This window comes from Streptococcus sp. Marseille-Q6379, from assembly GCF_965119505.1.
In genome coordinates this window covers 220,965-243,664 of sequence record NZ_CBCPLV010000001.1, presented here as the reverse complement: position 1 = coordinate 243,664, position 22,700 = coordinate 220,965, and the positions used below count along the sequence as shown (strand labels likewise).

The following is a 22,700-nucleotide window of genomic DNA, read 5'->3' as shown; positions in this document are numbered from 1 at the left end:
TCTTAATTGTCCAAGTCCTCAAGCTCCTCTGAAGTATCTTCCCTAAAGAGACTCGTTTCTTGCTCTTCAAGTTCTAGTTGATCAATCGCCACAAGCTCGTCTAAACTGTTAATGCCCATATAGTCTAGGAAATAATCAGTAGTCGCATATAGGTTAGGACGACCGACAGCATCCTTTTTACCAGCCTCTTGAATAAGATCAAAGGCCTGAAGTTTAGCAATAGCACCACTAGAATTAACACCTCTAATGTCATCGACTTCAGCGCGAGTAATGGGCTGTTTATACGCAACTATAGAGAGGACCTCAAGACTCGCTCGTGATAAACTCTGGTTAATAGGCGTTTTAGAATAGTCACGAAGGAGACTTGCAAAATCTGGTTTAGTCACTAACTTATAGGTATTTGATGATTCCAATAAACACAGAGCTGAATCCTCATCTGCCTCGTACTTAGCTTGCAATTTCTCCAAAGACTGAGTCAAACCCGTCACTGGCATTTCCAAAAGCTGTGCCATAGTACGTAGACTAAGACCATCTTCACCAGCCACAAAAAGTAAAGCTTCTAATCGTGCTAAGTGACTACTCATTCGTCCATTCCTTTCTTAGTGTGATTGTGCCAAAAATTGTTTCCTGTTGTACTGATATGCGATGTACCTTAATCAATTCAAGAGTTGCCAAAAAGAGGGTGATTACTTGATTCATATCTTTAGCATCTGTGAAAAGTTCATCCAGATATAGCTCATTTTTTGAGCCAAATGCTTCCTCAATAATCAGCATCATGTCTTCAATTTTATAATCGTCACGCGCAATGGTCGTGTGATTTCGCCGAATTTCTTCTTGCTTTTCAGTCATGATTTTTGAAAAAGCCAAGAAAATGTCTTGAATGGTCTTATCCTGATTCAGCGTCACATCTTCATAAACTAATTCAACTTTTGGTTTTGAAAAATACTGAGCTCGCACTTCATGCTGCTTAGCCAACTCTTGACTAGCTGCTTTGAAGCGTGCATATTCTTCCAACTGACTCAAGAGCTCTAGTTCTGGATCATCTGCTTCTGGCTCAGCTTCCACCACTGTCGGCAGAAGCTTACGACTCTTAATCAGCATGAGCTGACTAGCCATAAGCATATATTCCCCAGCAACTTCAAGCTTCATGGCTTGCAAGGTTGCCAAATAAGCCAAGTATTGCTCAATAACCTCAACAATGGGGACATCGTAAATATCTACCTCATACTTAGAAACCAGATGGAGCAACAAATCCAGTGGCCCCTCAAAATCTTTTAACTTAATATCCATTAGATTTTATAGTATTTCTCCAAGGTCACTGGACTTTTTAGTCCCAGTAAACGAGCAAGTTCAAAGGCGCCCGTTCCCTTTTCAATTTGTATAAGAATAAATTGCTGACGCAAGACTTGAGCAGTCACATTCGATAAGCCACAGTCACTAACATAAGTCTGGATTTGCTTATACAGCCATTGTCGAGTATAGACCTTACCCAAAAGCAATCCCTGACTGTTCACATCTTTAATAGCCAACAAATACTGTTTCAAATCTGCTTCAAGTCTAAGAACACGCTTAGTCGTTCCCTTGGCCACAGTTACAACACCAAAATCCAAGTCGATATCGGACCAGTCCAACTCCAAAATCTCTGACGGCAAGAGCCCCAACTCTAGAATCAGCAGACAGGCCAGTTTCCCAGCCCCTTCACGTCCCTCGTAAAGCGACGAAAGATCCAGTATCTGCAACTTATCCTCCTGAGAAGGTAGCGTTACCATCTCTGATAGTTTGAAAAATTTTGCTAATTCACCCTTTTGATAGAGATATAGCAAAAATTGATTGACCGCAGAGCGCTTACGTTTTTGTACGGATGGCTTCCATTCCTTGAGTTGGTTTTCATAGAGCTTTAAAGTGGTTTGATCAATTTGTCCTGAAATCAAAGTTGTAAACTGCTTAAGATCATAAGCATAAGCTTGCTTTGAGCTCTCTGAAATGACCTTAGTAGCCAGAAAATCAGTGATCTGAGTTGTCAGTTGTTTTTGGAATGATGATATAGTCATGTGTAAAGTCATGTAAGAGGCTATTAACCGCCTTTAGAATCGATTTTCGTGTGATAATTCCTTTGAAAATACCTTGGCTATCAACCACAGGAAGGAAAGGATTATCAACTAGCTTATGCATTACCTCGTTTAGATTAGCATTATCTTCCACTGTTTCCACGACATCTGATGTCATCGGCCCGACATCACGGTTAACCATCTCCCACTCTTGCAAGTTATGTTCATCTTGATAACGCTTAATATCTGTCAAAGATATGGTCCCAAGATAATGCTTATCCTTAGTCAAAACGGGAACGCGCGAATAACCGTTACTCGTCAAAAGCAAAACCACATGATTAGCGTTATGACTATCAATAAAAATAGCAACCTGATCTGATGGAATTAAATAATTATCTAAACGAGCCAACAAAAAATCTTCAAATTCTTTAGCAATCATCGTTCAAATTCCTGTGTAAGTTCTGAATAAAGTTCATGGTCACGTGTGTAATATTCCACACGAATTTTTGCATCGTTTATAATCACCTTTGCATAAAGTTTCTCATGGATAGGTCCACGTGGCTGTAAAACAGAACCTGGATTGATAAACACTGTCTTACCATTTCGCCAAGCTGTTGCCGCATGCAAGTGGCCATAAAGACAAATATCAGCATCCTCTTGTTGCGCCCAAAGATCTAACTTGTCCCAGGTAAAATTAATGCCATAGAGATGACCATGTGTTTGTGCAATAATCACATCTCCAAGTTTAACGACCAAACGTTCTGGATAACCTGAATCATAATCACAGTTTCCTCGAACTACATAGATACCTTTCCAAACAGGATCACTTGATTCTAACTCCGAATCTCCGTTGTGGAAAATGGCATCCACCTTTCCTTGATAACGATTTTTTATATCTGCTACAATATCACGATCCCCATGGGAGTCGCTCATTACGATTATTGTTTGTTCTGCCATGCTGGGAAGACCTCCATAAGTTTCTTAACAGCTTGTCCACGGTGAGATTGTTCATTTTTCTCTTCTGCAGAAAGCTCTGCTGCTGTTTTACCCGTATTACCAACTAAAAAGAGAGGATCATAACCAAAACCATTGTCACCTTTAGGTTCTCGGCCAATATAACCCTTCCAGTCGGCATCAACAACTAAACTATCACGTCCAGGTGCTGCAACAACTAGGGTTGTATGGAAGTTCGCCGTACGTTTGCTATCATCAAGCACCATAGCGAGCTCGTGCAATAATTTAGCATTATTTTCAGCATCTGTGGCATCAGGGCCTGCAAAGCGTGCAGACCAAACGCCTGGTAAACCTCCAAGAACATCTACCTGCAAACCAGAGTCATCTGAGAGGACCATTTTACCAGTTAAGTCAGAAATGGTTTCCGCCTTCAAGCGTGCATTTTCCTCAAAGGTCATACCTGTTTCAGCAACTTCAGGAAGGTCTGGATAATCATTAAGATTCTCTACCTTAATGCCTAGTTTTCCAAATAGTTTACGAAATTCCTTGGTTTTTCCTTCATTGCGTGTCGCAATCAATAGGACATCACCAAAATCTGATTTGTTATCAGAAGCAAAGAAATCACTCAAGGTGACACCTTCTCTAGGCACATGAACATAGACAAGCTTATCTCCTTCACTAACTACCAAGGCCCCTTGATGTTGCGTAACAGCTAAGTCACGACCAGTTTGCTCTTTCAAGCAATCCAAAATAAAGGATACCAAGCGAAGGTCTGAAGAATGTTTAGCAATATGTAACTGGAAACCACTAACAGCCAAAACGTTAGTCAAGGCTTGGAAAAGGTCAACAAATTGTTCATAGGCATCATCACCACCAAAACAAGTCAAGTGATTGTAGCTTCCAAAACTAGCCAAATACCAGTCTTGTTCGTCTTTATATTCTAAAATTGATTTAGTCATTTTCTAACTCCTTGTCCAAATCGACATGTTGGACAGCAACTTCTTCACCCAGCCATTGTTCTGCGATTTCTTTAAAACCAAGCACACTAGCTGTGGTGTAATATTCTTCCGTCTTGTCTTCGACTTCACGGCTACGATTAATTTCAAAATAATTGAGCAAAACGGAAACATCACGAACTGTTTCAGCTCCGCTATCAATTAGCTTGACACTTGGCCCCATAACATTTTGGATAATAGGGCGTAAAAGTGGGTAATGGGTGCAGCCCAAAACCAAGGTATCTACCTTACCGACTAAAGGTGCCATGCTCTCATAAACAATCTTTTTAGCCACACTTGAGTTAATTTCATTGGATTCAACAATAGGGGCAAAGCGAGGACAAGATAAACTCAAGACATTCATTTGTGGTGCCAGATGCTTAATTTTTTGTTCATAGATGTTAGAGGAAATCGTCATAGGAGTTCCAATGACGCCAATATGACCCGATTGACTAGACTTAATGGCAGCACTAGAACCAGGCAAAACCACACCTAGCACTGGGATATCCAAGGCTCCTTTGATTTCCTCCCAAACTACTGCTGTTGCCGTATTACAAGCAATAACGATCATTTTTACATCTTTGGTCAGAAGGAATTTAACCAACTGCCAGGTATACTCTCTGATTTGTTCTGCTGGTCTAGGACCATACGGTGCCCTAGCAGAGTCACCAATATAAACAATAGACTCGTGAGGCAACTGACGTTTAAGTTCACGTACCACCGTCAGTCCTCCGACACCAGAATCTAAAAATCCTATAGGTCGATTATCCATCTTGCCTCCTTATCCCCTAGGTTACATGTAAAAAGCTGAGATTCACGTCCCAGCTCCCCACCATTATTTTTTCTTTTTCTTGCTATCTGCAAGTGCTTGTTTTTGTTGTTTGATAATTTGGTTATATGTTTGACGCACTTTTGCTTCATTTGGCTTTTGACCCGCAGCCGACATCATGGTACGAACAGCGTCCACATTCAAACGAGGATTTTCAGCCAATTCTTTCTCCATTTGTTTGCGGGCAAAGTATGCGCCTCCATAAAAACCACCTAAAAGGGCTACAAAAACAAGAATAATCCAAAGGACGGTGTTCATAAATTTAATTCTCCTATAACGTTGATTTACCTTATATTATAGCAAAAATGGACCCTACTGACAAATAAGACGTTGGTTCTTAAAAACGTATAGAAAAAAAGTTTTTTCGTTTAAAATATCGATAAAATGAGAGTTTCAGTATTTTTCACTTACAACTGTAAAGGACTTGTAAGATTTCTAGAAAAAAAATAGGTTATTATATAAGTTGTGGAATTATTATTATGTTTATATAAAGGGGTTTATTTATGCTCAAGGAAGCAACTATTTCCGAACGAAAAATTGTCAACGCATTTATTGAACTCTTAGAAGAGAGTTCACTCGAACAAATCAGCATCACAGACATCATCAAGAAGGCAAATCTCAGCAGACCAACTTTCTACTACTACTATTCAAATAAAGAAGATTTGGTTGAAACAACCTTCTCAAAGATTTTAGATAAAGTTTCAAGTATTCTTCAGGAAGACATGACCTACCAAGAGGGTGTTGTTACTGAAATGCTAGGATATCTTAAGGAAAATCAAAAACTCTGTCTCACCTTAATGACACACATTCCAAACATCAATGAGATGATTCGTGAATTCATTATCGAAACCATCCTTAACTCTGATATCGAAAATGTTACAGAGCTCATGGAACAAAGCTATCATATTCCTGCCAAATATTCATTGGAAATTTATGTTAGCACTATTGTTACCATTTTAACACTCTGGCTCAAAGAAGGCTGTGTCGAATCCCCTGAGGAGTTAGCCGATATCATTCTTGAAGCTGTAATCATTAAAGTAAAATAAGCTAGGTCCTTTAAGGCCTAGCTTATTTTTTGTTAAATGTCAAAATCAAAACCATCAAGAGTAGCAAAGTAATCATTCATCGTCTCTGCACGGCGGATCATACGAGCCGTTCCATCTTCTTGGTAGAGAATTTCTGCAGAACGAAGACGTCCATTATAGTTGTAACCCATTGAGAAACCATGTGCACCTGTGTCGTGGATAACCAAGGTATCTCCAATACGAGCTTCTGGCAATTCACGGTTCTTAGCAAACTTATCATTATTTTCACAAAGAGAACCTGTCACATCAACTACTTGAATGTCACCATCTGGATTAGTCATATTCGTGATGTGGTGGTAGGCATCGTACATAGCTGGACGAAGCAAGTTAACCGCAGAAGCATCTACACCAACATAACGACGATAAGTGTCCTTAATATGAAGAACCTTAGTAACAACAAGGCCATGAGGTGCTGTCATGAAACGTCCAAGTTCAGTGTAAATACTGATATGTCCAAGATCATTCGGAACAAGGATCTCATCAAATTTAGCATGAACCCCTTCACCGATAACAGCAATGTCATTTTGCTTATTAGCCGGTGTGTAGTCTACCCCAACACCACCTGATAAATTGATAAAGTCAAGACTAACTCCAAGTTCATTCTTGATTTCTACCGCCAATTCAAAGAGTTGAGCAGCCAAGGTTGGATAGTACTCATTCGTTACTGTATTTGACGCTAGGAAAGCATGCAAACCGAATGATTTCACTCCTTTTTCTTTAAGGTAGGCATAACCTTTGAAGAGTTGTTCCTTAGTCATCCCAAATTTTGATTCTTCAGGATGATCCATGATATCAGTACCAAGAGAGAAGACACCTCCTGGGTTAAAGCGCAAAGAAAGGGTTTCAGGAAGCCCTGCAGCCTCTTCCAAGAAAAAGATATCTTCGTAAGCATCAAGGTTAATTGTCGCATTAATATCACGCGCGTAAACAAACTCTTCTGCACGTGTATCATTAGATGTAAAGCTAATCGCGCTACTATCAAAACCAATTTTCTTACTCATGACAAGCTCTGTATCGGTCGCACAATCGACACCACACCCTTCTTCTTTCAAAATTTTGAGGATTGCTGGATTAGGTGTGGCCTTTACAGCAAAGAATTCTTTAAAACCCGGATTCCACGAAAAGGCTGCATTAACTGCACGTGCTGTTTCACGAATACCTTTTTCATCGTAAAGATGGAAAGGTGTGGGAAATTCTGCAGTGATTTGTTCAAGTTTATCAGCTGCAATAAAAGGTGTTTTTGTCATTTTATTCTCCATTTTTTTTACAATAGTAATCCTATTATAGCATAAGAAAAGGCTTGAAACCCAATTTTCTAATAATCTCAAGGCATATTTCATGATACAATAGACCTATAACCTAAATAAAATAACGGGGGATTATTTATGAAAAAATATCTTTACTCTGGGGCTCTTGCTCTAGCAGCCATCTTAACGCTCTCAGCATGTGCCAAGCCAAAACTTGATGCTAAGCTTTCTGTTAACGATATTGTCTATATGTCAGGAAGCGACCTCAAGCTCAAGGATGACCAAACCCTAGTCGAAGTCTCATTCAAACTCGAGAATACTTCGGAAGATATGGAAAATGAGCTCAAAACATCTGCTAAACAATTCTACCTCAAAGATAAAGATGGTAAAAAAGTCACAGCAAGCAAGATCGACAAGGGTGACCTCCCTACTCTCTTCAACAAAAATAAGAACGTAGAGGATGCTACAGATGACTTTGGAAAGCTTGAAGCTGACGACTACAAAACTGTCTCACTCTTTTTCGAAGTTAACAACGACGAAAGCTATAAACTCTATTTTGAATCAAAGGATGAGAAGACAGAAGGACAAACTGTTTCTACTAACCTAAAAGATTTCGATGGTAAAACAACTACCAATGTTAAAAAGGCTGTTGATGCCTATTTCAACGCAGTTCTTCTAGGTGGCGAAAGCAAAGACTACAGCAAATTTGTTTCTAACGACTTGGACAAAGCTAAGGGCGAACTTAACCAATATTTCTCAGATAGCCTTCAATACAGCTATGATGCAACTGATAACATCAAACCAACCGGTGATGAAGTTCCAAAAGTTTTTGGTTGGGTTCAAACAGCTAACCGTGAACGCGGCAGCTACACTGTTGACAACATTATCGTCGCTCAAGATAAGGCAGAATTCAATGTCAGCATGTCAACTATCAGTATGAAAGCTGCAGACGATGCCTATGGTGCTAATCACCCAAATCTCACAGACGAACTTAAAAACTACCTACAAAGCAATGGTGCTAACGCTGGAAATGTCGACCAACTGACAAGACAATTCTACATGGAAACTTACCTACCGAATTCAATCAAAGAAGTAAACCCATCAGCACCAAAGACTGAAGGGACAAATATCTTTGATAATTACTCAGTCGAGCTTACCAAAAAAGACGACAAGTGGGCTTTCCCAGATAAAGATAGCTATGTCGGAAAATGGGATTACTATCCACTCTTCTACGCTTACACAGGTCAGCAAGGAACACTCACAAAAAACTATTAGACATTAAAAAAATCAGCCATCTGGCTGATTTTTTTACTAATTACGTCTAGCAAAGAGTCGCAAGATATTCAAGAATAAGTTAATGAAATCCAAGTAAAGACTAAGTGCCATAGAAACTGCCCATCCATCTGTAACCTGACCATTGGTACCATAATAAACCTTCTTAATCATCTGGTTATCGTAGGCAATTAAACCTGAGAAAATAAGAATTGATACAATACTAATCACAAAACTCATCATGCTACTTGCAAAGAAAATATTAATCAAGCTAGCCACAATAATCCCAATCAAGGCTGCCATAAGGAACTTGGCCATGCCTGATAGATCTCGCTTAATGGTCACTCCGATAAGTGCCATGATAAAGAAAACAATGGCAGTGCTAAGGAAAGCTTGGAAAACAATGGCTTGCGTATATTGTACGATGATAAAGCTAAGTGTAAATCCATTCAGAGCAGAATAAACCAAAAATAAAGGTAGAGCCGCAGGTGTATTCCTTCTTGCAGCACCGCTAGCCAAAAAGACCAAACCAAACTCTAAAAAGAGTGCCGCCATGTAAACCCAAGAATAATTCATGAGAATTTTGACAAAAAGATGCGAAAGAGGGAAGAGCATCAGATAAGAGATGACTGCTGAAAGTCCCACTCCCATACCGACAAGACCATAAATCTTTCCGAAAAAGCGGTTCAAGCCCGCATCACTAGTCGTATAAATTGCATTTGATTCCATAGTTATCTCCTAAAAATAATGAATTATTGGTGGTGGCTTTGTAGAGTCTTGCGACGGAAAAACTTACGATTTTTTATTCGGTTTCGTAAGGGTGTCGCTGCTTCTTTAACCGCCCAATACTTATCCACCATAGTAACAATATAAGATTCCTTATATTTCGGTGGTGCAATCGTTGCTCCCCACATATGCTTGAGGATAATATCCTCTTCTTTTTTGTTCAGATTAACAAGCTTTCTGGCATTACGAACAGCAATACGTGGGTGTACCCAAGCATGACTCTTGTTAAATTTAGTCACTCGCCAATCATAATAGAAAAAGTCATGTAAGAGACCACCTCGAGCTGTACTCTTGGCATCCCAGCCAAATTTTTTAGCAATCTTATAGCTAGTGTAACTAACATTAACCGAGTGTTCTAAACGTGTCGAATGATGGTGCTGTACAATCCCATCCAATTTTTGAAAACGTGGATGAGAAATCAAATGTCCCACAACTTCCATGAATTCTTTATCATCTTCTGGTCGTTTCATAATAATACCTCATTAATGTTTCTAATGCTTCTTCATTATACCACTAGTACTTAAAATTACTTTAAAAGTCAGTTGTTTTCTCCTAAAATCATCCTTGAGACCTAGAGACTAAACATGAGAATTCCTGCTGCAACAGCAACATTCAGACTCTCCGCCTGACCTGGCATGCTAATATGTACGAGTTGATCAGCAGACTCAGCCATATCCTGACTAATTCCCTGCCCCTCATTTCCCATTACTAGGGCAAAATTACCATCTGTCTTAACTGCTTTATAGTCAACGGAAACATCGGAAAGAGTCGTTGCCAAGACGGGGATACCTTGTTTTCTGCAAGCCTCAACCATGTCAAGAATTGGTCCACGATAGATTGGAAGGTGAAAATGACTCCCCTGCATAGAACGCAAGGTCTTCTGATTATAAATATCAGCTGATTTATCCGACAAAAAGACTCCGTCATAACCTGCGGCATCTGCTGTTCGAATCATTGTTCCTACATTACCAGGGTCCTGAACATCCTCCAAGAGAAGATACTTCCCTGAGAGAGACTTTGGCAAGACTTGAGATTGTTTAGCAACTTCTACCACAATCCCTTGAGGTGTCTGAGTTTCACAGAGTTCCTTAAGCACCTCTGGACTAACCAACTTAACCTTAGACATATTAGCCACACGATCAGCCATTTCCTCAAGTACGAAAACTTGAAGAATCTCGGCACCGCTTGCCTTTGCTTCCTCAAAAAGATGCCATCCTTCTAAAAGATAGCTAGTTTTACGGTGCTTACGCTGCAATAATTTTCTAGCAGACTTAATGCTAGCATTTTGCTTTGATTGAATGATTTCCATACACTCATTATAGCAGAAATCCCCTGATAAATCTTGGACTTGACCGACTTTATAGCAAAGATTATACTAAAAGAAAGAGCTTTCAAAAGGAGGTCATGGACCATGCAAAAAGTACGATTATTAGTCTCAGGAAGAGTCCAAGGTGTTGGTTTTCGTTATTCAACCTATGCTCTAGCACTAGATATTGGAGATATATGCGGTCGGGTTTGGAATAATGACGACGGTACTGTTGAAATTCTAGCTCAGTCAGATAACCCTTCTAAGTTAGCTAAATTTATTCAAGAAGTTCGAAAGGGACCTTCAAAATGGTCTAAAGTAACCTATGTCGATGTGACCATGGCTAACTTCCCTAATTACAGCGATTTTCGCATGGCTAATTAAGGTCGGAGTTCCGTTTTTAACTTGTTCTCTTCCTTAAAAAAAGGTAAAATAGACAAGTATAACTAAAAAACAAAAGGAATGATACTGTGAATAAAAATCAAAAACGTCTAGCCCTGATGGGGCTTGCTGCCAGCATGCTTCTCTTCCTATCAGGATGTGTGAGCCTTGATAAGTCTGGTAATCCTACTGGTTGGGTTTGGAACCTACTTGGTCGCCCTATGAGCCACGTCATCACCTACTTCGCACATAATTTAAATCTGGGATTTGGTCTTGGCATTATCTTCGTAACCATCATTGTTCGTTTGATTATCTTGCCACTTGGTCTTCACCAATCTCGTAGCGCAGCCTACCAAGCAGCAAAACGTGAATACCTTGCGCCTATCTTAGAACCAATTAACGAACGTTTGCGCAACGCTGAAACTCAAGAAGAAAAGATGGCTGCCCAGTCTGAACTCATGCAAGCTCAGCGTGAAAACGGCCTAAGCTTGATGGGCGGTGTTGGCTGTCTTCCTCTCCTGATTCAGTTCCCATTCTTCTCAGCACTCTACTATGCAGCACGTTACACTCCTGGTGTACTCAAAGATAACTTCCTCTGGTTTAACCTTGGTCACCGTGACTTCCCATTGATTATCATCATCGCAGCGCTTTACTACTTCCAATCTTGGTTGTCTGTTCAACAAGTTCCTGAAGAACAACGTAAACAAATGGCAGCAACGATGTACAGTATGCCAATCATGATGATTTTCTTTGGTATTAGCTCACCTGCAGCCGTAATCCTCTACTGGTTCGTTGGTGGTATCTTCTCTATTATCCAACAGTTGATTACCAACTACATCATCAAACCTCGCTTGAAAGAAAAAGTTGCTGAAGAGTTCAAAAAGAACCCTCCAAAAGCACCTCGTACAACACCAAGCAAGCGTAAAGATGTGACACCAAAAAATACTCAAGCAATTGCGAGCAAACCAAAGAAAAACCGTAACGCCGGTAAGCAAAATCGTAAATAAGCTACAAAGCACTCTTGGAATTTTCCAAAAGTGCTTTTCTTATAGACTAATTCAGACTAACCTAATTCCTAATAGCGCCAACAACCAAAAAAGGAGTGCGACAGAACGACTGTTTTGTCTCACTCCCACTAGTTTCAAATATTGAACACCTTAATTCCAACAGTCACCTAGGCTGTTTTTTCTACACTAAGGATTTCCACAGAGTAGCTACCTGCTGGTGATTCGATAGCGACTTTGTCGCCAACTTTCTTACCAATCAAGGCTTGAGCAATCGGACTTTCATTTGAAATCTTACCTGAGAAGATATCAGCACCGGCTGCACCAACGATATGATAAGTATCTTTGTCGTTTGTACCAACTTCTTGAACAACAACAGTTTTACCAATTGCAACCTCGTCATTAGCAACAGCATCACTATCAACGATTTCTGCATAACGAATTTTTGTTTCAAGAATCTGAATTTGTCCTTCAACAAAGGCTTGTTCGTCTTTGGCTGCTTCATACTCAGAGTTTTCTGAAAGGTCACCATAAGAACGAGCAATCTTAATACGTTCTACAACTTCTGGACGACGGACGAGTTTGTATTCCTCCAATTCCGCTTCAAGTTGTTCTTTCTCCGCTTGTGTCATTACATATGTTTTTTCTGCCATTTTTTTCTCTTTCCTATTTTTTGAGCCCTTGGCTTTATTTTCAAAATCACTCTTTGTTTGCTTGATTTTAATGAGCCAATCAGACTATTTATCTTTTAGTTTGCTATTAATGTAAGTTTCAACGTTATGCTGATGCTCTTCATAGCTTTCAGCAAAATAGACATTACCAGTAGTTACATCTGCCACAAAGTACATGTACTTGGTTGATGATGGATTGATAACCGCTTCAATCGCAGACAGACTAGGGCTGTCCACAGGACCTGGCATCAACCCCTTATGAACATAATCATTATAAGGGGAGTCAATGTTTGTGTCAATAGTTGCATCTTCTTTCAAGGTCGTTTCCTGACCAAGTTTTCCAAGAGCATAAAGAACTGCAATATTACTTTGTAGAGCCATGTCTGAGTTAAGACGATTATAGAAGACGCTCGCAATATTTTTACGGTCGTCATCTGTAGCTCCTTCTTTTTCCACAAGAGAAGCTAGGGTCAAAATCTCATTAACATTGTGTCCGCTCGATGAAATCGTCGCATAGTAAGGTGATAGGTAGGTATCCATCGTAGACAACATTTCCTCTGCCAAAGATTCCACCGTCGTATCATCATGAATGTTATAAGTCGCTGGGAACAGATAGCCCTCTAGGACATACTTAGCATCCGTAGAATTCGGAAGGTTTGCCAACAAGGTTGGGTACTTCGCTTTCATCTTAGTAATGAAAGCATCATCCTTCATCAGCTTCAAGAAATCTTTTGCCTTAAGTCCAGTTGATGTTTTTTTGCCTTTTTTCGCTGAGGAATTAACTTCAACTGCCTTAGCAATTTGATCAATGGTGTATCCTTCTTTGACCAAGACCGTACCAAGAGATGGCTCCTGAGGCTTATCACTTCCTTTTTTCTGAAGTGCCTCAATAATTTCATCCATGGTCATGCTAGCCTGAAGGTTGTAATAACCACTTTTCAGATTTGAGATGTTCTTAAACTTGGTATAGTAATTAAAGACCTTACCAGACTTAATGACACCAGCTGATTCCAATAGTTGACCAATATAACTGCTACCTGAATTTTCAGGAATTTCAACACTAACAAACTTAGTTGAATTAACATCTTTTGCGCCAACAGCATCACTAACATAACGATAACCAAAGAATGCAGCTACTGACAAGATAAGTAGCAAGAAGATAATAATATTTCTTGCAATTTTACCAGCACGACGGTTATTTTTATTGCGTTTGTGATTTCGGTTAGAACGTGAAATCGGCTCTTCGTCGACAATGTCAGCCTGTTTAACATCTTTTGGCGAAGACTTTTTCTTCTTCACTTTCTTACCTTTCTTTTTCTTAGGTTTTCCAGAGGCTTCTAGAGAAATACTCTCATCATCCTCATTACCATCAGCCACTATCTCTGATTGAACCTTTTCTTGCGACGCTTGGTCACTTGTTGCATGATGTTCCTGCAAGAATGCTTCTTTTTGACGTTCTGAGGTCAATTTGGCCTCCAATTCTTTAGGGTCTGTATAAATAGCTTCGTTAGACTTAGCTTCAATGAGCTCCTTGGCAACATCTGCAGGAATATACTCCTCTTCAGATGCTTCGTTAAGGCTAGTTTCCCAAACTGGACGTTTAAAACGGCGTTTCGACGTTTCAGTCTCCTGAGGAATATTTACCTTTTTCTCCTCCTCAATAGGCTCTTTAGAAATAGACGCTACATTTGAATGAGCATCAGACACTAAAGACTCAGCTTGAGAAACAGAAAACAAGCCAACACTATCTTGTTGAGAATCTTGAGCCGTCTCAGAAGTCATAGATTTAGCGAAAGCACTGTGAGAAACAGAATGTGAACTAAAATCTTGGTTACTTACTTTATTGGACGCTGAGGTACTATGTGTTGTAGCGCTCTCAGCTGACGTTGAACGTGGTGTCTCGGGCATAGTTGCACTTTTATTATGCTCCTCCTCGCGAAGAGAACGGAGCCGTGTTGCTTCTTGTAAATCTCGAAGAATCTGATCTTTAAAGCTTAGGCTATCTTCAGCAGATTCCGAGTGTTCATTAAACTTGTCCGTCAAGGCATACCTCCTCTATAGTAACAAACGCCATTATATCTTAAAAAGTCAGTTAATGCAAATCAATTGGTCCTTTGTCACAGTAACGTAACACTGAATTCAATGGGTTTCTGGATTCTCCCAAACCATATTATACCAAGTGCTACCGCCATGATTTGATTCTGATTCTCCTTCATCAGTGAAACCATTCATCTCATAATAGGCAATCAGGTAATCATGGCAAGTCAAACTAATACCTTGGCGTTTTTGGGCGATAGCCAGATCCTTAAGCGCTGCAATCAAGGCTGTCCCAATCCCTTGCCCTTTAAAATCTTTGGAGATAGACAAACTAGTAACTGCAATAAAGCCCCCTTGACTAGCATTAGGAACCACCTTATGGAACAAGTCATCTGTAAGATAACGTTCCGCAATCACAGGCCCTTCAATGTAGCCAGCTACAACGCCATCAATTTCAGCAATTAGAAAGGTATCACAAATCGTCTTTAAACGCTCCGCAATAGCCTCTGGAGTTGCAGCCTCTTCAGGTGAAAAATTATCTTGTTCGATACGGACAACATCAGCCCAATCATCCTCTCGGGCATGTCGAATAAGCATATTAAATTCCTTTCTATTAAGAGAAAGAGCTGAGCGAAATCGCTACAGCCCTTAATATATTACATGTGTGTTTGCAAGCTTGCTAGGAGCTCTTCAAACGAGCGTTCGTAAAGTTGGATGTCCCCAGCTCCCATAAAGACATAAACAGCATTGTCATGGTCAAGGAGAGGTGAGACATTTTCAACTGTAACCACTTTGGCCGGTTTATTGATCTTAGCAGCAAGATCTTCAACCTTAACATCACCATGGTCAACTTCACGCGCTGAACCATAAATTTGCGCCAAATAAACAGCATCTGCTTCGTTCAAAGCTTCAGCAAATTCATCAAGAAGAGCAATAGTACGTGTGAAGGTATGTGGTTGGAAAATAGCAACAATCTCTTTAGATGGGTACTTTTGGCGTACTGCATCAAGCGTTGCAATAATTTCAGTTGGATGGTGAGCAAAGTCATCGATGACAACAGTACCACTGATAATTTTTTCTGTGAAACGACGTTTAACACCTGAGAAAGTTTTAAGGTGTTCTGCAACCAAATCCATGTCGAAACCAGCTACATAGAGGGTCCCAATAACCGCAGTTGCATTCAAGATATTGTGACGACCATAGGCTGGCACATGGAATTCTCCAAGAATTTGTCCATCGTGTCTTACCTTGAAATTAGACCCTGTCGTTGTACGAACAATATCTGTTGCCATAAAGTCATCATTTTCTTCGAAACCGTAGTAATAGATTGGCGCATTGGCTGTAATCTTACGAAGGTGTGGATCCTCACCGTAAACAAAGAGTCCTTTTTGCACTTGCTTAGCATAATCATCAAAGGCAGAGAACACATCATCGATACTTGTAAAGTAATCAGGATGGTCAAAGTCAATGTTAGTGATGATTGAGTATGCTGGGTGGTATGGCATGAAATGACGTTCATATTCATCAGACTCAAAGACAAAGTATCGTGCATTAGCAGAACCTCGTCCAGTTCCGTCACCGATAAGGTATGACGTGTCTGTGATATTTTTCATAACATGTGACAAGAGACCTGTTGTAGAAGTCTTACCATGTGCACCTGCCACACCAAAGCTAGTGAATTGATCCATGAAGTGACCCAAGAACTCGTGATAACGCTTAAAGCTGTAGCCATTTTTAATCGCATAAGCAACTTCAACGTTGTTGTCTTCACGAAAGGCATTTCCAGCAATCAATTCAACATCTTCTGTGATGTTTTTTTCATCGAAAGGAAGGATAGGAATACCTGCTTGCTCAAGACCACGTTGTGTGAAGTAATATTTTTCCACATCTGAACCTTGAACCTTGTGTCCCATTTGGTGGAGCATCAAAGCCAAAGCTGACATACCAGATCCTTTAATTCCAATAAAATGATAAGTTTTTGACATAGTTTCTCCTTACAATCGCACTGCGATTAGTTTGCGTCTTCTAAATGCGTCAAATTTAATTCTTGAGCAACTCGGTGTTCACGGTAAGTTTGACGTTCTGGGTAATTATAAACCTGGCTACGTTTCAAGAAGTCATAGCTATTTTTCTTGACCTTCTTACGAGATGGGTTACTAGGCTGTTGATAGGTTGGAGCCACTTCTGCCAAGATGTAAGAATCCTGTTGCAGACGATTTGCCAAGTGATGGATTTTTGAGTGTTTCCCGTTAGGTGCTAAAGTTCGCTTGATAGCACTTACAGGAGCTCCCAAGATAGATGCTGTCACTGGCCCTTTATCCGTTGTTACAGCAGCTGGCTCAACAGTAGCCTCAAAGCTTGGCTTAGCTTCTACCTTAGGCTTAGCAGTTAGTTGACGGCTATTAGTATGTTTGGTTTGTTGAACTTCTTGGCGGAGGAATTTTTGGCGTTTCTCACGGACATCACGCTTAGCCTTTTCACGGGCTTCCTCTGCATAAGTCATGCCAGCTTCTTGAGTCTCCACTCGTTTTGAAGCCTGCTTACGATTGCTAGGCTTAGCTGACAAGAAATCATAGTTCGGCAACAAATCATTGTAGTCCTTATCTTGGTAAGGGCCACGGATATTTGTTATTAAATCTTCATTTTCATATAGGCGCATAGAGACCGGTTCTTGCAAGCAAGATTCCCCGTCTGGAATCAGCGGAAATTGTCGTCTTTGGCGATGCATAAAAGACTTCCTTTCGTTTTCGAGATGATGCGTATCTTAATATAAACAATCGGGAATGTGAAGATACGTCTTGCAGTATTCTATTATAGCCTAATTCAAAAGATTTGCCTAGTAGCATTTTCACGTATTAGTATTTCAATATCAAATATAACAAATTAAGATATTGCAATACCAAGAATTTCTTTAATGTCCTCAACAGTCATGCTGGCACGGCTTTCATTGCCATCCAAGACAGTTGTTACAAGGTTCTTCTTGCCTTCTTGAAGCTCAAGAATTTTCTCTTCAATAGTTCCTCTTGTAATCAAACGGTAAACTTCGACATTTTGTTCCTGACCTATACGATGCGCACGACTAATAGCCTGCATTTCTACCGCTGGATTCCACCAAAGGTCAATCAGAATAACCGTATCAGCACCAGTTAGATTCAGTCCCACTCCTCCTGCTTTCAGAGAAATCAAAAAGGCATCTCGACTTCCTTGATTGAAGGCTCTGGTCATCTCTTGACGACTATCAGATGGCGTTGACCCTGTTAGCTTATAAGAGGAAATACCTAATTCTTGTAAGAGCCCCTCTGTAATATCTAACATCCCACGAAATTGTGAAAAGATAAGAACACGGTGGTCTGATTCCTTAATTTGACTAAGCAACTCTCTTAGGCTATCTAATTTTCCGCTATCTCCAGCATAGTCCATAAAAAGAGCTGGGGTATCACAGATTTGTCGTAAGCGGGTAATTCCTGACAAAATTTCCACCTTACGACGGTTGATTTCCTGATCACTTGCAGAAATTAAACCTTGCTGCATCTGTTGCAATTGTGCTAAATAGATAGCTTTTTGAGCATCTGACAATTCACTTTGGTGAGTGATTTCAATCAAATCTGGTAAATCAGGAAGGACCTCTTCTTTCCTACGTCTTAGAATAAAGGGAGAAATATACCTAGCCACTTCCTTTGGTGTTAACTTAAGGAAAGTTTTCTTAGTTGGCAAAAGTCCTGGTAGAATAATCTGGAAAATAGACCAAATCTCCAACAAATGATTTTCAATAGGCGTTCCAGATAGTGCTAAGCAATGTGGAACAGAAAAATCACGTAGATATTGGGCAATCTTTGTCTGTGTATTCTTCATGACCTGAGCCTCATCGAGAATGAGATAGTCATATTTACCAGCCTTGTAGGCATCAAAATCCTGACGGAAGGAAGCGTAGCTTGTAATAATAATCTGGTGGTCTTCAGCAATGATGTCATCACGTCTTGGCTTGAGTCCATAAGAAACCGCTACATCTAACTGAGGAGCGAACTTTTTAAACTCATCCTGCCAATTGTAAATCAGGCTTGATGGTGACAAAACCAAGACTCGTTGCTCTTCTTCTAAATGTGCAGAGAGATAGGCAATGGTCTGCAAGGTTTTCCCCAACCCCATATCATCGGCCAAGATACCGCCAAAACCATAGTGATGCAACATAGATAGCCACTGAACACCCTTTTCCTGGTAGGGACGAAGGTCAGCTTCTACCTTATAAGTTGGCAAATCAAAGGTCTCTGGTTTACTCAAATGTTGCGTTAAGAGTTGGAAATCTTTTGAAAAACGAACAGAATCACTTTCTGAAAGAGCATCCATTAATTGATAGGCAGTCAATTGATTTAGTTCTAGGTGACCTTGCCCTGAATATCGAGCTCTTAGAGTTTTGAGACTCTCACTAATACGATGCGTCGCCTCGTCAAAAACAATCAACTGACCACTACGATTGATAAAATAGGGCGAACTTTCCATCAAAGCTGCTAAAGCATGATCCACATCTTCATCGTCAAGACTTGAAAAATCAAAGGAAATATCTAATAAATTCCCCTGACGCTCTACCTGAACCTGTGGACTCTGTTCAACCCGTAAGTCACGCAACTCCTGCCCAATCAGAACCGTCCCTGTATTTTCAAATTCTGCTAGAGTATTCGTAAAGAAATCATAGAGCTCTTGACTGCTATCTAATCGTTTAGATGACTGAAAATCAGGGGTGAATCCATGCTTAGCCATCAAACGGAACACAGCCTGCTCATGACGATAGTTACTCGTAAATCCTAAGTGACTCAACTCTTGTCGATTATGGACTAGGAAATCATCAAAATCAAAGGCTAATGTAAGTATAACCTCACTGTCACCTTTCAGGTCAAAGTGAAATCTCGGTGTAAAATCCTTGATATTAAAGGATTTAGGAGCTTTAACTGGTCCCATAGTCCTAAAATCAAAAAGAGTAGCAGCTAAGATGGCTTGTTCATCGAGATTAAAGCTGACATGCTTATTCAAATCGCTTCCGATTGGAAGAGAGCGTAAACCAACCAAAAGTTTTTGTTGTTTTCGATTCAAACGATAAAAAACACCTTGATAAAAGAGAATACGATTATTAAAAAAGGCCTGACTATTCTTCTCAGCAACAGTCAATTCAATCATCTTAGGCTCAACAGAAATATCAAACGAGAAGAGATGGGCATCAGCAGTCAAATCCTCAACCAAAAGTCGGTGATATTCGGTTCCTTCCCATTCAAACCTAAAGCCATCCAAATCTTGCATCCGTCTCAAACCTTCCTCAAAAAAACCGTAGGGGAGACAAAGATGACGTGCATTATTCGGTAAAATAAAGTCTAAATTAGTCTTGGCTTCATCTGGAATCATCCGTCCTAAGAAGTCTAAAAATGCCTGTGAAGTCTGGTCAAATTGAATAAGTGATAGGGGTTCATAATAGTTCTTACCTATCTGATAATAACCCTCAGCCTCTACAAGTTTGAGAAAGGCAGGAATATCTCGAATAACATAAGAACGTTCATCTGGTAAGCGACGTAAACGTATACTCCACCAAATCTCTGAACCAAAGGTAGATTCCTCTCCCTCTACCATCAAGCTATATCTAACAGTATCATCCTCATTTAGGGAAAGGCCTTCTAAAAATAAACCACCAAAAGAGTGTCCTCGCTCTTGGCCCTGAGAGGACTCTTGTTCCTCTTCCAATTCTGTCAAGAGACGCTGGCCTTCTTTGTCGTTTTTTAGATAATACTCAATCGCTGCCAAATGGGGACAATAGCCTTTTTGAGCGAAATAATCACAGTCACACGTGATTTCAGAATCATTGAGTGCATAAATTAAATGATGTTGGTCAACTGTTGTATCCAACTGAGTTTCTGAGACCTGATGAATGGTAATAAGATCCTTTTCAAAAAGTTCAATACCCTCATTACGGACTCTACCCGGCATCAATTTTGCCATAGTATTCACCCCTATCTTATCCCTCTATTATAGCACAAAATCCTTATAAACTAGGCCTTCACCAAGATAAAACAAAAAACACTCCCGAAGGAGTGTCGCAGATTATTATTCGTAATCAAGTTTATCTGAGTGACCTGAACCATTACCAACATAGTAACCTGTCTTACAATTAATACTGAAGAGGTAAGTTCCATCTGGAAGGTACAAGTTGTAGTAACCATTACCATTGATGATGTTGACTGGCTCAAGGATGAAGTTATCTCCTGAGAAGTAACCACGTGAGTGTGATGTTTCGATAATCTTATCAAGAACACCATCAGCCCATGTCCAAGCTGGGTTACTTGTATCTGCTACTACGTTTGCATTATAAGGCACACGTGAGCGATTACGTTGAAGGATTGATGGGTTATAATTTGTGATTCCGCGTGTTACAACTGTTGAAGCTGCAGCTGAGCCACCAGTAGTTCCTCCAGTCGCACCAGTTGAACCTGTTGAACCTGCTGAGTTAGCTGCTCCATTTTGCGCTCCAGAAGTATTTGATGCGGCCGCACCACCGCCATTAGAAGCTGCTCCAGATGTGTTATCACCTGAAGGTGCAGCAGGACTAGCAGTATTAACACTTTCAGAAGCTGTCGCTGCAGACGTTGCACTCGCAGCCTTAGCTTTTTCTTCAAGTTGAGTCTTACCACCCTTAATAGCTTCTTGGACAGTGCTATCGAGACTCGCGTTCCCAGTTGTTGTTACACTTTCTGGAAGATTATTAAAGTTAGCATCTGATTTAACAGCGATAGAGGCATTATAGCTACCATCTACAAGAGCATCTGACTCAAACTGACTGTTAATCTTTTGTACAGCTTCAATTTGTTTCTTCAAGTTATCATATTTTTTCTTAGCTGCATCATAATACTTGGTTTTCTCCAATTTCTTGAGCAGCTTTTCCAAATCTGATAACTTACCAAATTGGTCATTAGCGAGTTTTGTTTGCTCGTCATCTGTGAAGAAATTCTTATACATTTCTTCAAAGGCCTTATTATCAGCAGCTGACGTATCCTTGCTTGATGATGAGGTCACTGCTGAAGAAGCTGTGCTTGTTGTTTTCGCCGATTGGCTATGTGTTCCTTTATAAAGAGCATAGCTACCACCGATAATAGCTAAAGCAAGAACTGCTAGAGCACCGATAACAACACCTTTACGACGGTAAACTGGAATGTCACCATCAAAGGCACTCTTATACGATGGTGAAATAGACTCTGAAGAGATTCTGTCTTCTGCAGATGGGCGATTAACTGCCATAGACACTTTTGGTGTTGTCTTTTCTTCATCAGCTTTTGCTCCAGTTACCCCTGCCACTGTTGATGCAATAGCTGCCAAATCAATAGTGTCTGAAATAGCAGCATCATCCAACAAAGGTTTTGAAGCTTGTGGCTCAGTATCGTCAATATTGGCAACAGCAGAATTTTGTGGTTCTGGATCATCAATGTTAGCAATCAAAGGATTGTTATCATCAATATTATCTACCAATGCATCGTTATAGGCTGGCTGATTAGTTGGAGTAGATGAATCAGCGAGTGCATCACCAAGGTCAAATTTTTCTGTTTCTGACGTGATGAAACGATCAGCATTTGTTGACGTAATGATAACTTCAGAACTTTGACTTTCTGGTTCTGCAATAACCTCAGGTTCAACAGGGGCATTTGGCAACTGCTTGTCAATATGAGATTGAGTTTCATCAGCCTTGTTATCTGTAGCACCAAAACCAAATGTGACCGGTGTTACTTCTTCAGTAGCTGTTGTTGAGTTGATTGACTCATTAGCCATTGATTGACCAATCAAACCTGAATCCGCAAACTCCTGACGTTGCTTTTGAATAAAAGCATCCAAAGGTGATGTATCGCCATCAGCTTCAATTTTCTTTGAAAATTTTTGTGAGGCAACTTCTTCACGGTGTTGCTTGATATACTTATCCAAAATGCTATCTGTTTCTGTTACACCAGCATTAATCTCGGCTTCTTTTCGGACAGCCTCACCGACCGTCATTTCCTTGGCATCTTGGAAATCTAGCTCTTGGCTACCTTCATAGCCATTTTGTGTTTTATCTTCTGACAC

General features: G+C 40.2%; 23 protein-coding genes. 4 read left to right on the top strand and 19 right to left on the bottom strand.

Going from position 1 to position 22,700, the window contains the following annotated elements; genetic code table 11:
- Positions 1-2: 2 nt before the first annotated feature.
- From scpB to ACWPVZ_RS01250, 8 genes are all read right to left on the bottom strand, one after another.
- On the bottom strand, positions 3-584 hold the full coding sequence (scpB, locus tag ACWPVZ_RS01285; RefSeq protein ID WP_060972187.1) for an SMC-Scp complex subunit ScpB: 582 nt from the start codon (positions 582-584) through the stop codon (positions 3-5).
- Entirely contained in the window at positions 577-1,290 is a 714-nt protein-coding gene (locus tag ACWPVZ_RS01280; protein WP_064525555.1) for a segregation/condensation protein A, read from the bottom strand. The genes scpB and ACWPVZ_RS01280 overlap by 8 nt, the downstream gene beginning before the upstream one ends.
- On the bottom strand, positions 1,290-2,051 hold the full coding sequence (gene xerD / locus ACWPVZ_RS01275; protein WP_195968982.1) for a site-specific tyrosine recombinase XerD: 762 nt from the start codon (positions 2,049-2,051) through the stop codon (positions 1,290-1,292). The genes ACWPVZ_RS01280 and xerD overlap by 1 nt, the downstream gene beginning before the upstream one ends.
- Positions 2,005-2,487 carry a cyclic-di-AMP-binding protein CbpB gene (gene cbpB, locus ACWPVZ_RS01270; protein ID WP_247914971.1) on the bottom strand — a complete coding sequence of 161 codons (483 nt, stop codon included), beginning with the start codon at positions 2,485-2,487 and terminating at the stop codon, positions 2,005-2,007. Before cbpB ends, xerD begins: the two co-directional genes overlap by 47 nt.
- Complete coding sequence (locus tag ACWPVZ_RS01265) at positions 2,484-3,005, bottom strand: metallophosphoesterase (protein WP_064525548.1); 522 nt, start codon at positions 3,003-3,005, stop codon at positions 2,484-2,486. The genes cbpB and ACWPVZ_RS01265 overlap by 4 nt, the downstream gene beginning before the upstream one ends.
- The gene (locus ACWPVZ_RS01260) at positions 2,987-3,961 is read right to left on the bottom strand and encodes a nucleoside-triphosphate diphosphatase (RefSeq protein WP_414341070.1); all 975 of its coding nucleotides are present in this window, start codon (positions 3,959-3,961) and stop codon (positions 2,987-2,989) included. The genes ACWPVZ_RS01265 and ACWPVZ_RS01260 overlap by 19 nt, the downstream gene beginning before the upstream one ends.
- Positions 3,954-4,769 carry a glutamate racemase gene (racE, locus tag ACWPVZ_RS01255; RefSeq protein WP_002889898.1) on the bottom strand — a complete coding sequence of 272 codons (816 nt, stop codon included), beginning with the start codon at positions 4,767-4,769 and terminating at the stop codon, positions 3,954-3,956. Before racE ends, ACWPVZ_RS01260 begins: the two co-directional genes overlap by 8 nt.
- 63 nt (positions 4,770-4,832) lie before the next feature.
- A complete protein-coding gene (locus ACWPVZ_RS01250) occupies positions 4,833-5,084 on the bottom strand; it encodes a YneF family protein (protein WP_002883695.1) in 252 nt (83 codons plus the stop codon).
- Positions 5,085-5,329: 245 nt separating this feature from the next.
- On the opposite strand from ACWPVZ_RS01250, the gene ACWPVZ_RS01245 reads away from it, so the two are divergent.
- A complete protein-coding gene (locus ACWPVZ_RS01245; RefSeq protein WP_201709538.1) occupies positions 5,330-5,872 on the top strand; it encodes a TetR/AcrR family transcriptional regulator in 543 nt (180 codons plus the stop codon).
- 32 nt (positions 5,873-5,904) lie between these two features.
- Here ACWPVZ_RS01245 and ACWPVZ_RS01240 read toward each other — a convergent pair whose 3' ends face one another.
- Positions 5,905-7,158 carry a diaminopimelate decarboxylase gene (locus tag ACWPVZ_RS01240; RefSeq protein WP_037597403.1) on the bottom strand — a complete coding sequence of 418 codons (1,254 nt, stop codon included), beginning with the start codon at positions 7,156-7,158 and terminating at the stop codon, positions 5,905-5,907.
- A 138-nt stretch (positions 7,159-7,296) separates the two neighbouring features.
- Here ACWPVZ_RS01240 and ACWPVZ_RS01235 point away from each other — a divergent pair, with 138 nt between their 5' ends.
- The gene (locus ACWPVZ_RS01235; protein WP_414341069.1) at positions 7,297-8,433 is read left to right on the top strand and encodes a DUF5105 domain-containing protein; all 1,137 of its coding nucleotides are present in this window, start codon (positions 7,297-7,299) and stop codon (positions 8,431-8,433) included.
- Positions 8,434-8,469: 36 nt separating this feature from the next.
- Here ACWPVZ_RS01235 and ACWPVZ_RS01230 read toward each other — a convergent pair whose 3' ends face one another.
- The 3 genes from ACWPVZ_RS01230 to ACWPVZ_RS01220 all read right to left on the bottom strand — a co-directional run bounded on the left by ACWPVZ_RS01230 (position 8,470) and on the right by ACWPVZ_RS01220 (position 10,525).
- Entirely contained in the window at positions 8,470-9,159 is a 690-nt protein-coding gene (locus tag ACWPVZ_RS01230; protein ID WP_454380571.1) for a Bax inhibitor-1/YccA family protein, read from the bottom strand.
- Positions 9,160-9,182: 23 nt separating this feature from the next.
- Entirely contained in the window at positions 9,183-9,686 is a 504-nt protein-coding gene (locus tag ACWPVZ_RS01225) for an HD domain-containing protein (RefSeq protein ID WP_002883682.1), read from the bottom strand.
- Positions 9,687-9,787: 101 nt separating this feature from the next.
- On the bottom strand, positions 9,788-10,525 hold the full coding sequence (locus tag ACWPVZ_RS01220; protein WP_070575859.1) for a TrmH family RNA methyltransferase: 738 nt from the start codon (positions 10,523-10,525) through the stop codon (positions 9,788-9,790).
- Positions 10,526-10,627: 102 nt separating this feature from the next.
- Between ACWPVZ_RS01220 and ACWPVZ_RS01215 the strand changes: the two genes are divergently transcribed.
- Both ACWPVZ_RS01215 and yidC read left to right on the top strand, forming a co-directional pair.
- Positions 10,628-10,906, top strand: a complete 279-nt coding sequence (locus ACWPVZ_RS01215) for an acylphosphatase (protein ID WP_037597401.1) — start codon at positions 10,628-10,630, stop codon at positions 10,904-10,906.
- Between the two features lie 86 nt (positions 10,907-10,992).
- Positions 10,993-11,910 carry a membrane protein insertase YidC gene (gene yidC, locus ACWPVZ_RS01210; RefSeq protein ID WP_414341067.1) on the top strand — a complete coding sequence of 306 codons (918 nt, stop codon included), beginning with the start codon at positions 10,993-10,995 and terminating at the stop codon, positions 11,908-11,910.
- 167 nt (positions 11,911-12,077) lie between these two features.
- On the opposite strand, the gene greA is transcribed toward yidC, so the two are convergent.
- The 7 genes from greA to ACWPVZ_RS01175 all read right to left on the bottom strand — a co-directional run bounded on the left by greA (position 12,078) and on the right by ACWPVZ_RS01175 (position 22,700).
- Positions 12,078-12,560, bottom strand: a complete 483-nt coding sequence (gene greA, locus ACWPVZ_RS01205) for a transcription elongation factor GreA (RefSeq protein ID WP_002883697.1) — start codon at positions 12,558-12,560, stop codon at positions 12,078-12,080.
- An 84-nt stretch (positions 12,561-12,644) separates the two neighbouring features.
- Complete coding sequence (gene mltG / locus ACWPVZ_RS01200) at positions 12,645-14,621, bottom strand: endolytic transglycosylase MltG (protein WP_414341066.1); 1,977 nt, start codon at positions 14,619-14,621, stop codon at positions 12,645-12,647.
- Between the two features lie 96 nt (positions 14,622-14,717).
- A complete protein-coding gene (locus ACWPVZ_RS01195) occupies positions 14,718-15,212 on the bottom strand; it encodes a GNAT family N-acetyltransferase (RefSeq protein WP_002886517.1) in 495 nt (164 codons plus the stop codon).
- Positions 15,213-15,271: 59 nt separating this feature from the next.
- Positions 15,272-16,600, bottom strand: coding sequence for a UDP-N-acetylmuramate--L-alanine ligase (murC, locus tag ACWPVZ_RS01190; protein WP_454380566.1), 1,329 nt, complete (start codon positions 16,598-16,600; stop codon positions 15,272-15,274).
- Positions 16,601-16,626: 26 nt separating this feature from the next.
- A complete protein-coding gene (locus ACWPVZ_RS01185; protein WP_037598958.1) occupies positions 16,627-17,343 on the bottom strand; it encodes a hypothetical protein in 717 nt (238 codons plus the stop codon).
- A 155-nt stretch (positions 17,344-17,498) separates the two neighbouring features.
- Entirely contained in the window at positions 17,499-20,594 is a 3,096-nt protein-coding gene (locus ACWPVZ_RS01180) for a DEAD/DEAH box helicase (protein ID WP_414341064.1), read from the bottom strand.
- 105 nt (positions 20,595-20,699) lie between these two features.
- Positions 20,700-22,700, bottom strand: a complete 2,001-nt coding sequence (locus tag ACWPVZ_RS01175; RefSeq protein WP_414341063.1) for a cell division site-positioning protein MapZ family protein — start codon at positions 22,698-22,700, stop codon at positions 20,700-20,702.

Coding starts and splice junctions, on each gene's coding strand:
- ACWPVZ_RS01225 (WP_002883682.1), bottom strand. CDS start 9,686: ATGAAACGACCAGAAGATGATAAAGAATTCATGGAAGTTGTGGGACAT.
- xerD (WP_195968982.1), bottom strand. CDS start 2,051: ATGACTATATCATCATTCCAAAAACAACTGACAACTCAGATCACTGAT.
- ACWPVZ_RS01265 (WP_064525548.1), bottom strand. CDS start 3,005: ATGGCAGAACAAACAATAATCGTAATGAGCGACTCCCATGGGGATCGT.
- ACWPVZ_RS01280 (WP_064525555.1), bottom strand. CDS start 1,290: ATGGATATTAAGTTAAAAGATTTTGAGGGGCCACTGGATTTGTTGCTC.
- ACWPVZ_RS01215 (WP_037597401.1), top strand. CDS start 10,628: ATGCAAAAAGTACGATTATTAGTCTCAGGAAGAGTCCAAGGTGTTGGT.
- ACWPVZ_RS01260 (WP_414341070.1), bottom strand. CDS start 3,961: ATGACTAAATCAATTTTAGAATATAAAGACGAACAAGACTGGTATTTG.
- ACWPVZ_RS01180 (WP_414341064.1), bottom strand. CDS start 20,594: ATGGCAAAATTGATGCCGGGTAGAGTCCGTAATGAGGGTATTGAACTT.
- ACWPVZ_RS01235 (WP_414341069.1), top strand. CDS start 7,297: ATGAAAAAATATCTTTACTCTGGGGCTCTTGCTCTAGCAGCCATCTTA.
- racE (WP_002889898.1), bottom strand. CDS start 4,769: ATGGATAATCGACCTATAGGATTTTTAGATTCTGGTGTCGGAGGACTG.
- ACWPVZ_RS01220 (WP_070575859.1), bottom strand. CDS start 10,525: ATGGAAATCATTCAATCAAAGCAAAATGCTAGCATTAAGTCTGCTAGA.
- cbpB (WP_247914971.1), bottom strand. CDS start 2,487: ATGATTGCTAAAGAATTTGAAGATTTTTTGTTGGCTCGTTTAGATAAT.
- ACWPVZ_RS01230 (WP_454380571.1), bottom strand. CDS start 9,159: ATGGAATCAAATGCAATTTATACGACTAGTGATGCGGGCTTGAACCGC.
- greA (WP_002883697.1), bottom strand. CDS start 12,560: ATGGCAGAAAAAACATATGTAATGACACAAGCGGAGAAAGAACAACTT.
- ACWPVZ_RS01195 (WP_002886517.1), bottom strand. CDS start 15,212: ATGCTTATTCGACATGCCCGAGAGGATGATTGGGCTGATGTTGTCCGT.
- ACWPVZ_RS01240 (WP_037597403.1), bottom strand. CDS start 7,158: ATGACAAAAACACCTTTTATTGCAGCTGATAAACTTGAACAAATCACT.
- ACWPVZ_RS01245 (WP_201709538.1), top strand. CDS start 5,330: ATGCTCAAGGAAGCAACTATTTCCGAACGAAAAATTGTCAACGCATTT.
- murC (WP_454380566.1), bottom strand. CDS start 16,600: ATGTCAAAAACTTATCATTTTATTGGAATTAAAGGATCTGGTATGTCA.
- scpB (WP_060972187.1), bottom strand. CDS start 584: ATGAGTAGTCACTTAGCACGATTAGAAGCTTTACTTTTTGTGGCTGGT.
- ACWPVZ_RS01250 (WP_002883695.1), bottom strand. CDS start 5,084: ATGAACACCGTCCTTTGGATTATTCTTGTTTTTGTAGCCCTTTTAGGT.
- ACWPVZ_RS01185 (WP_037598958.1), bottom strand. CDS start 17,343: ATGCATCGCCAAAGACGACAATTTCCGCTGATTCCAGACGGGGAATCT.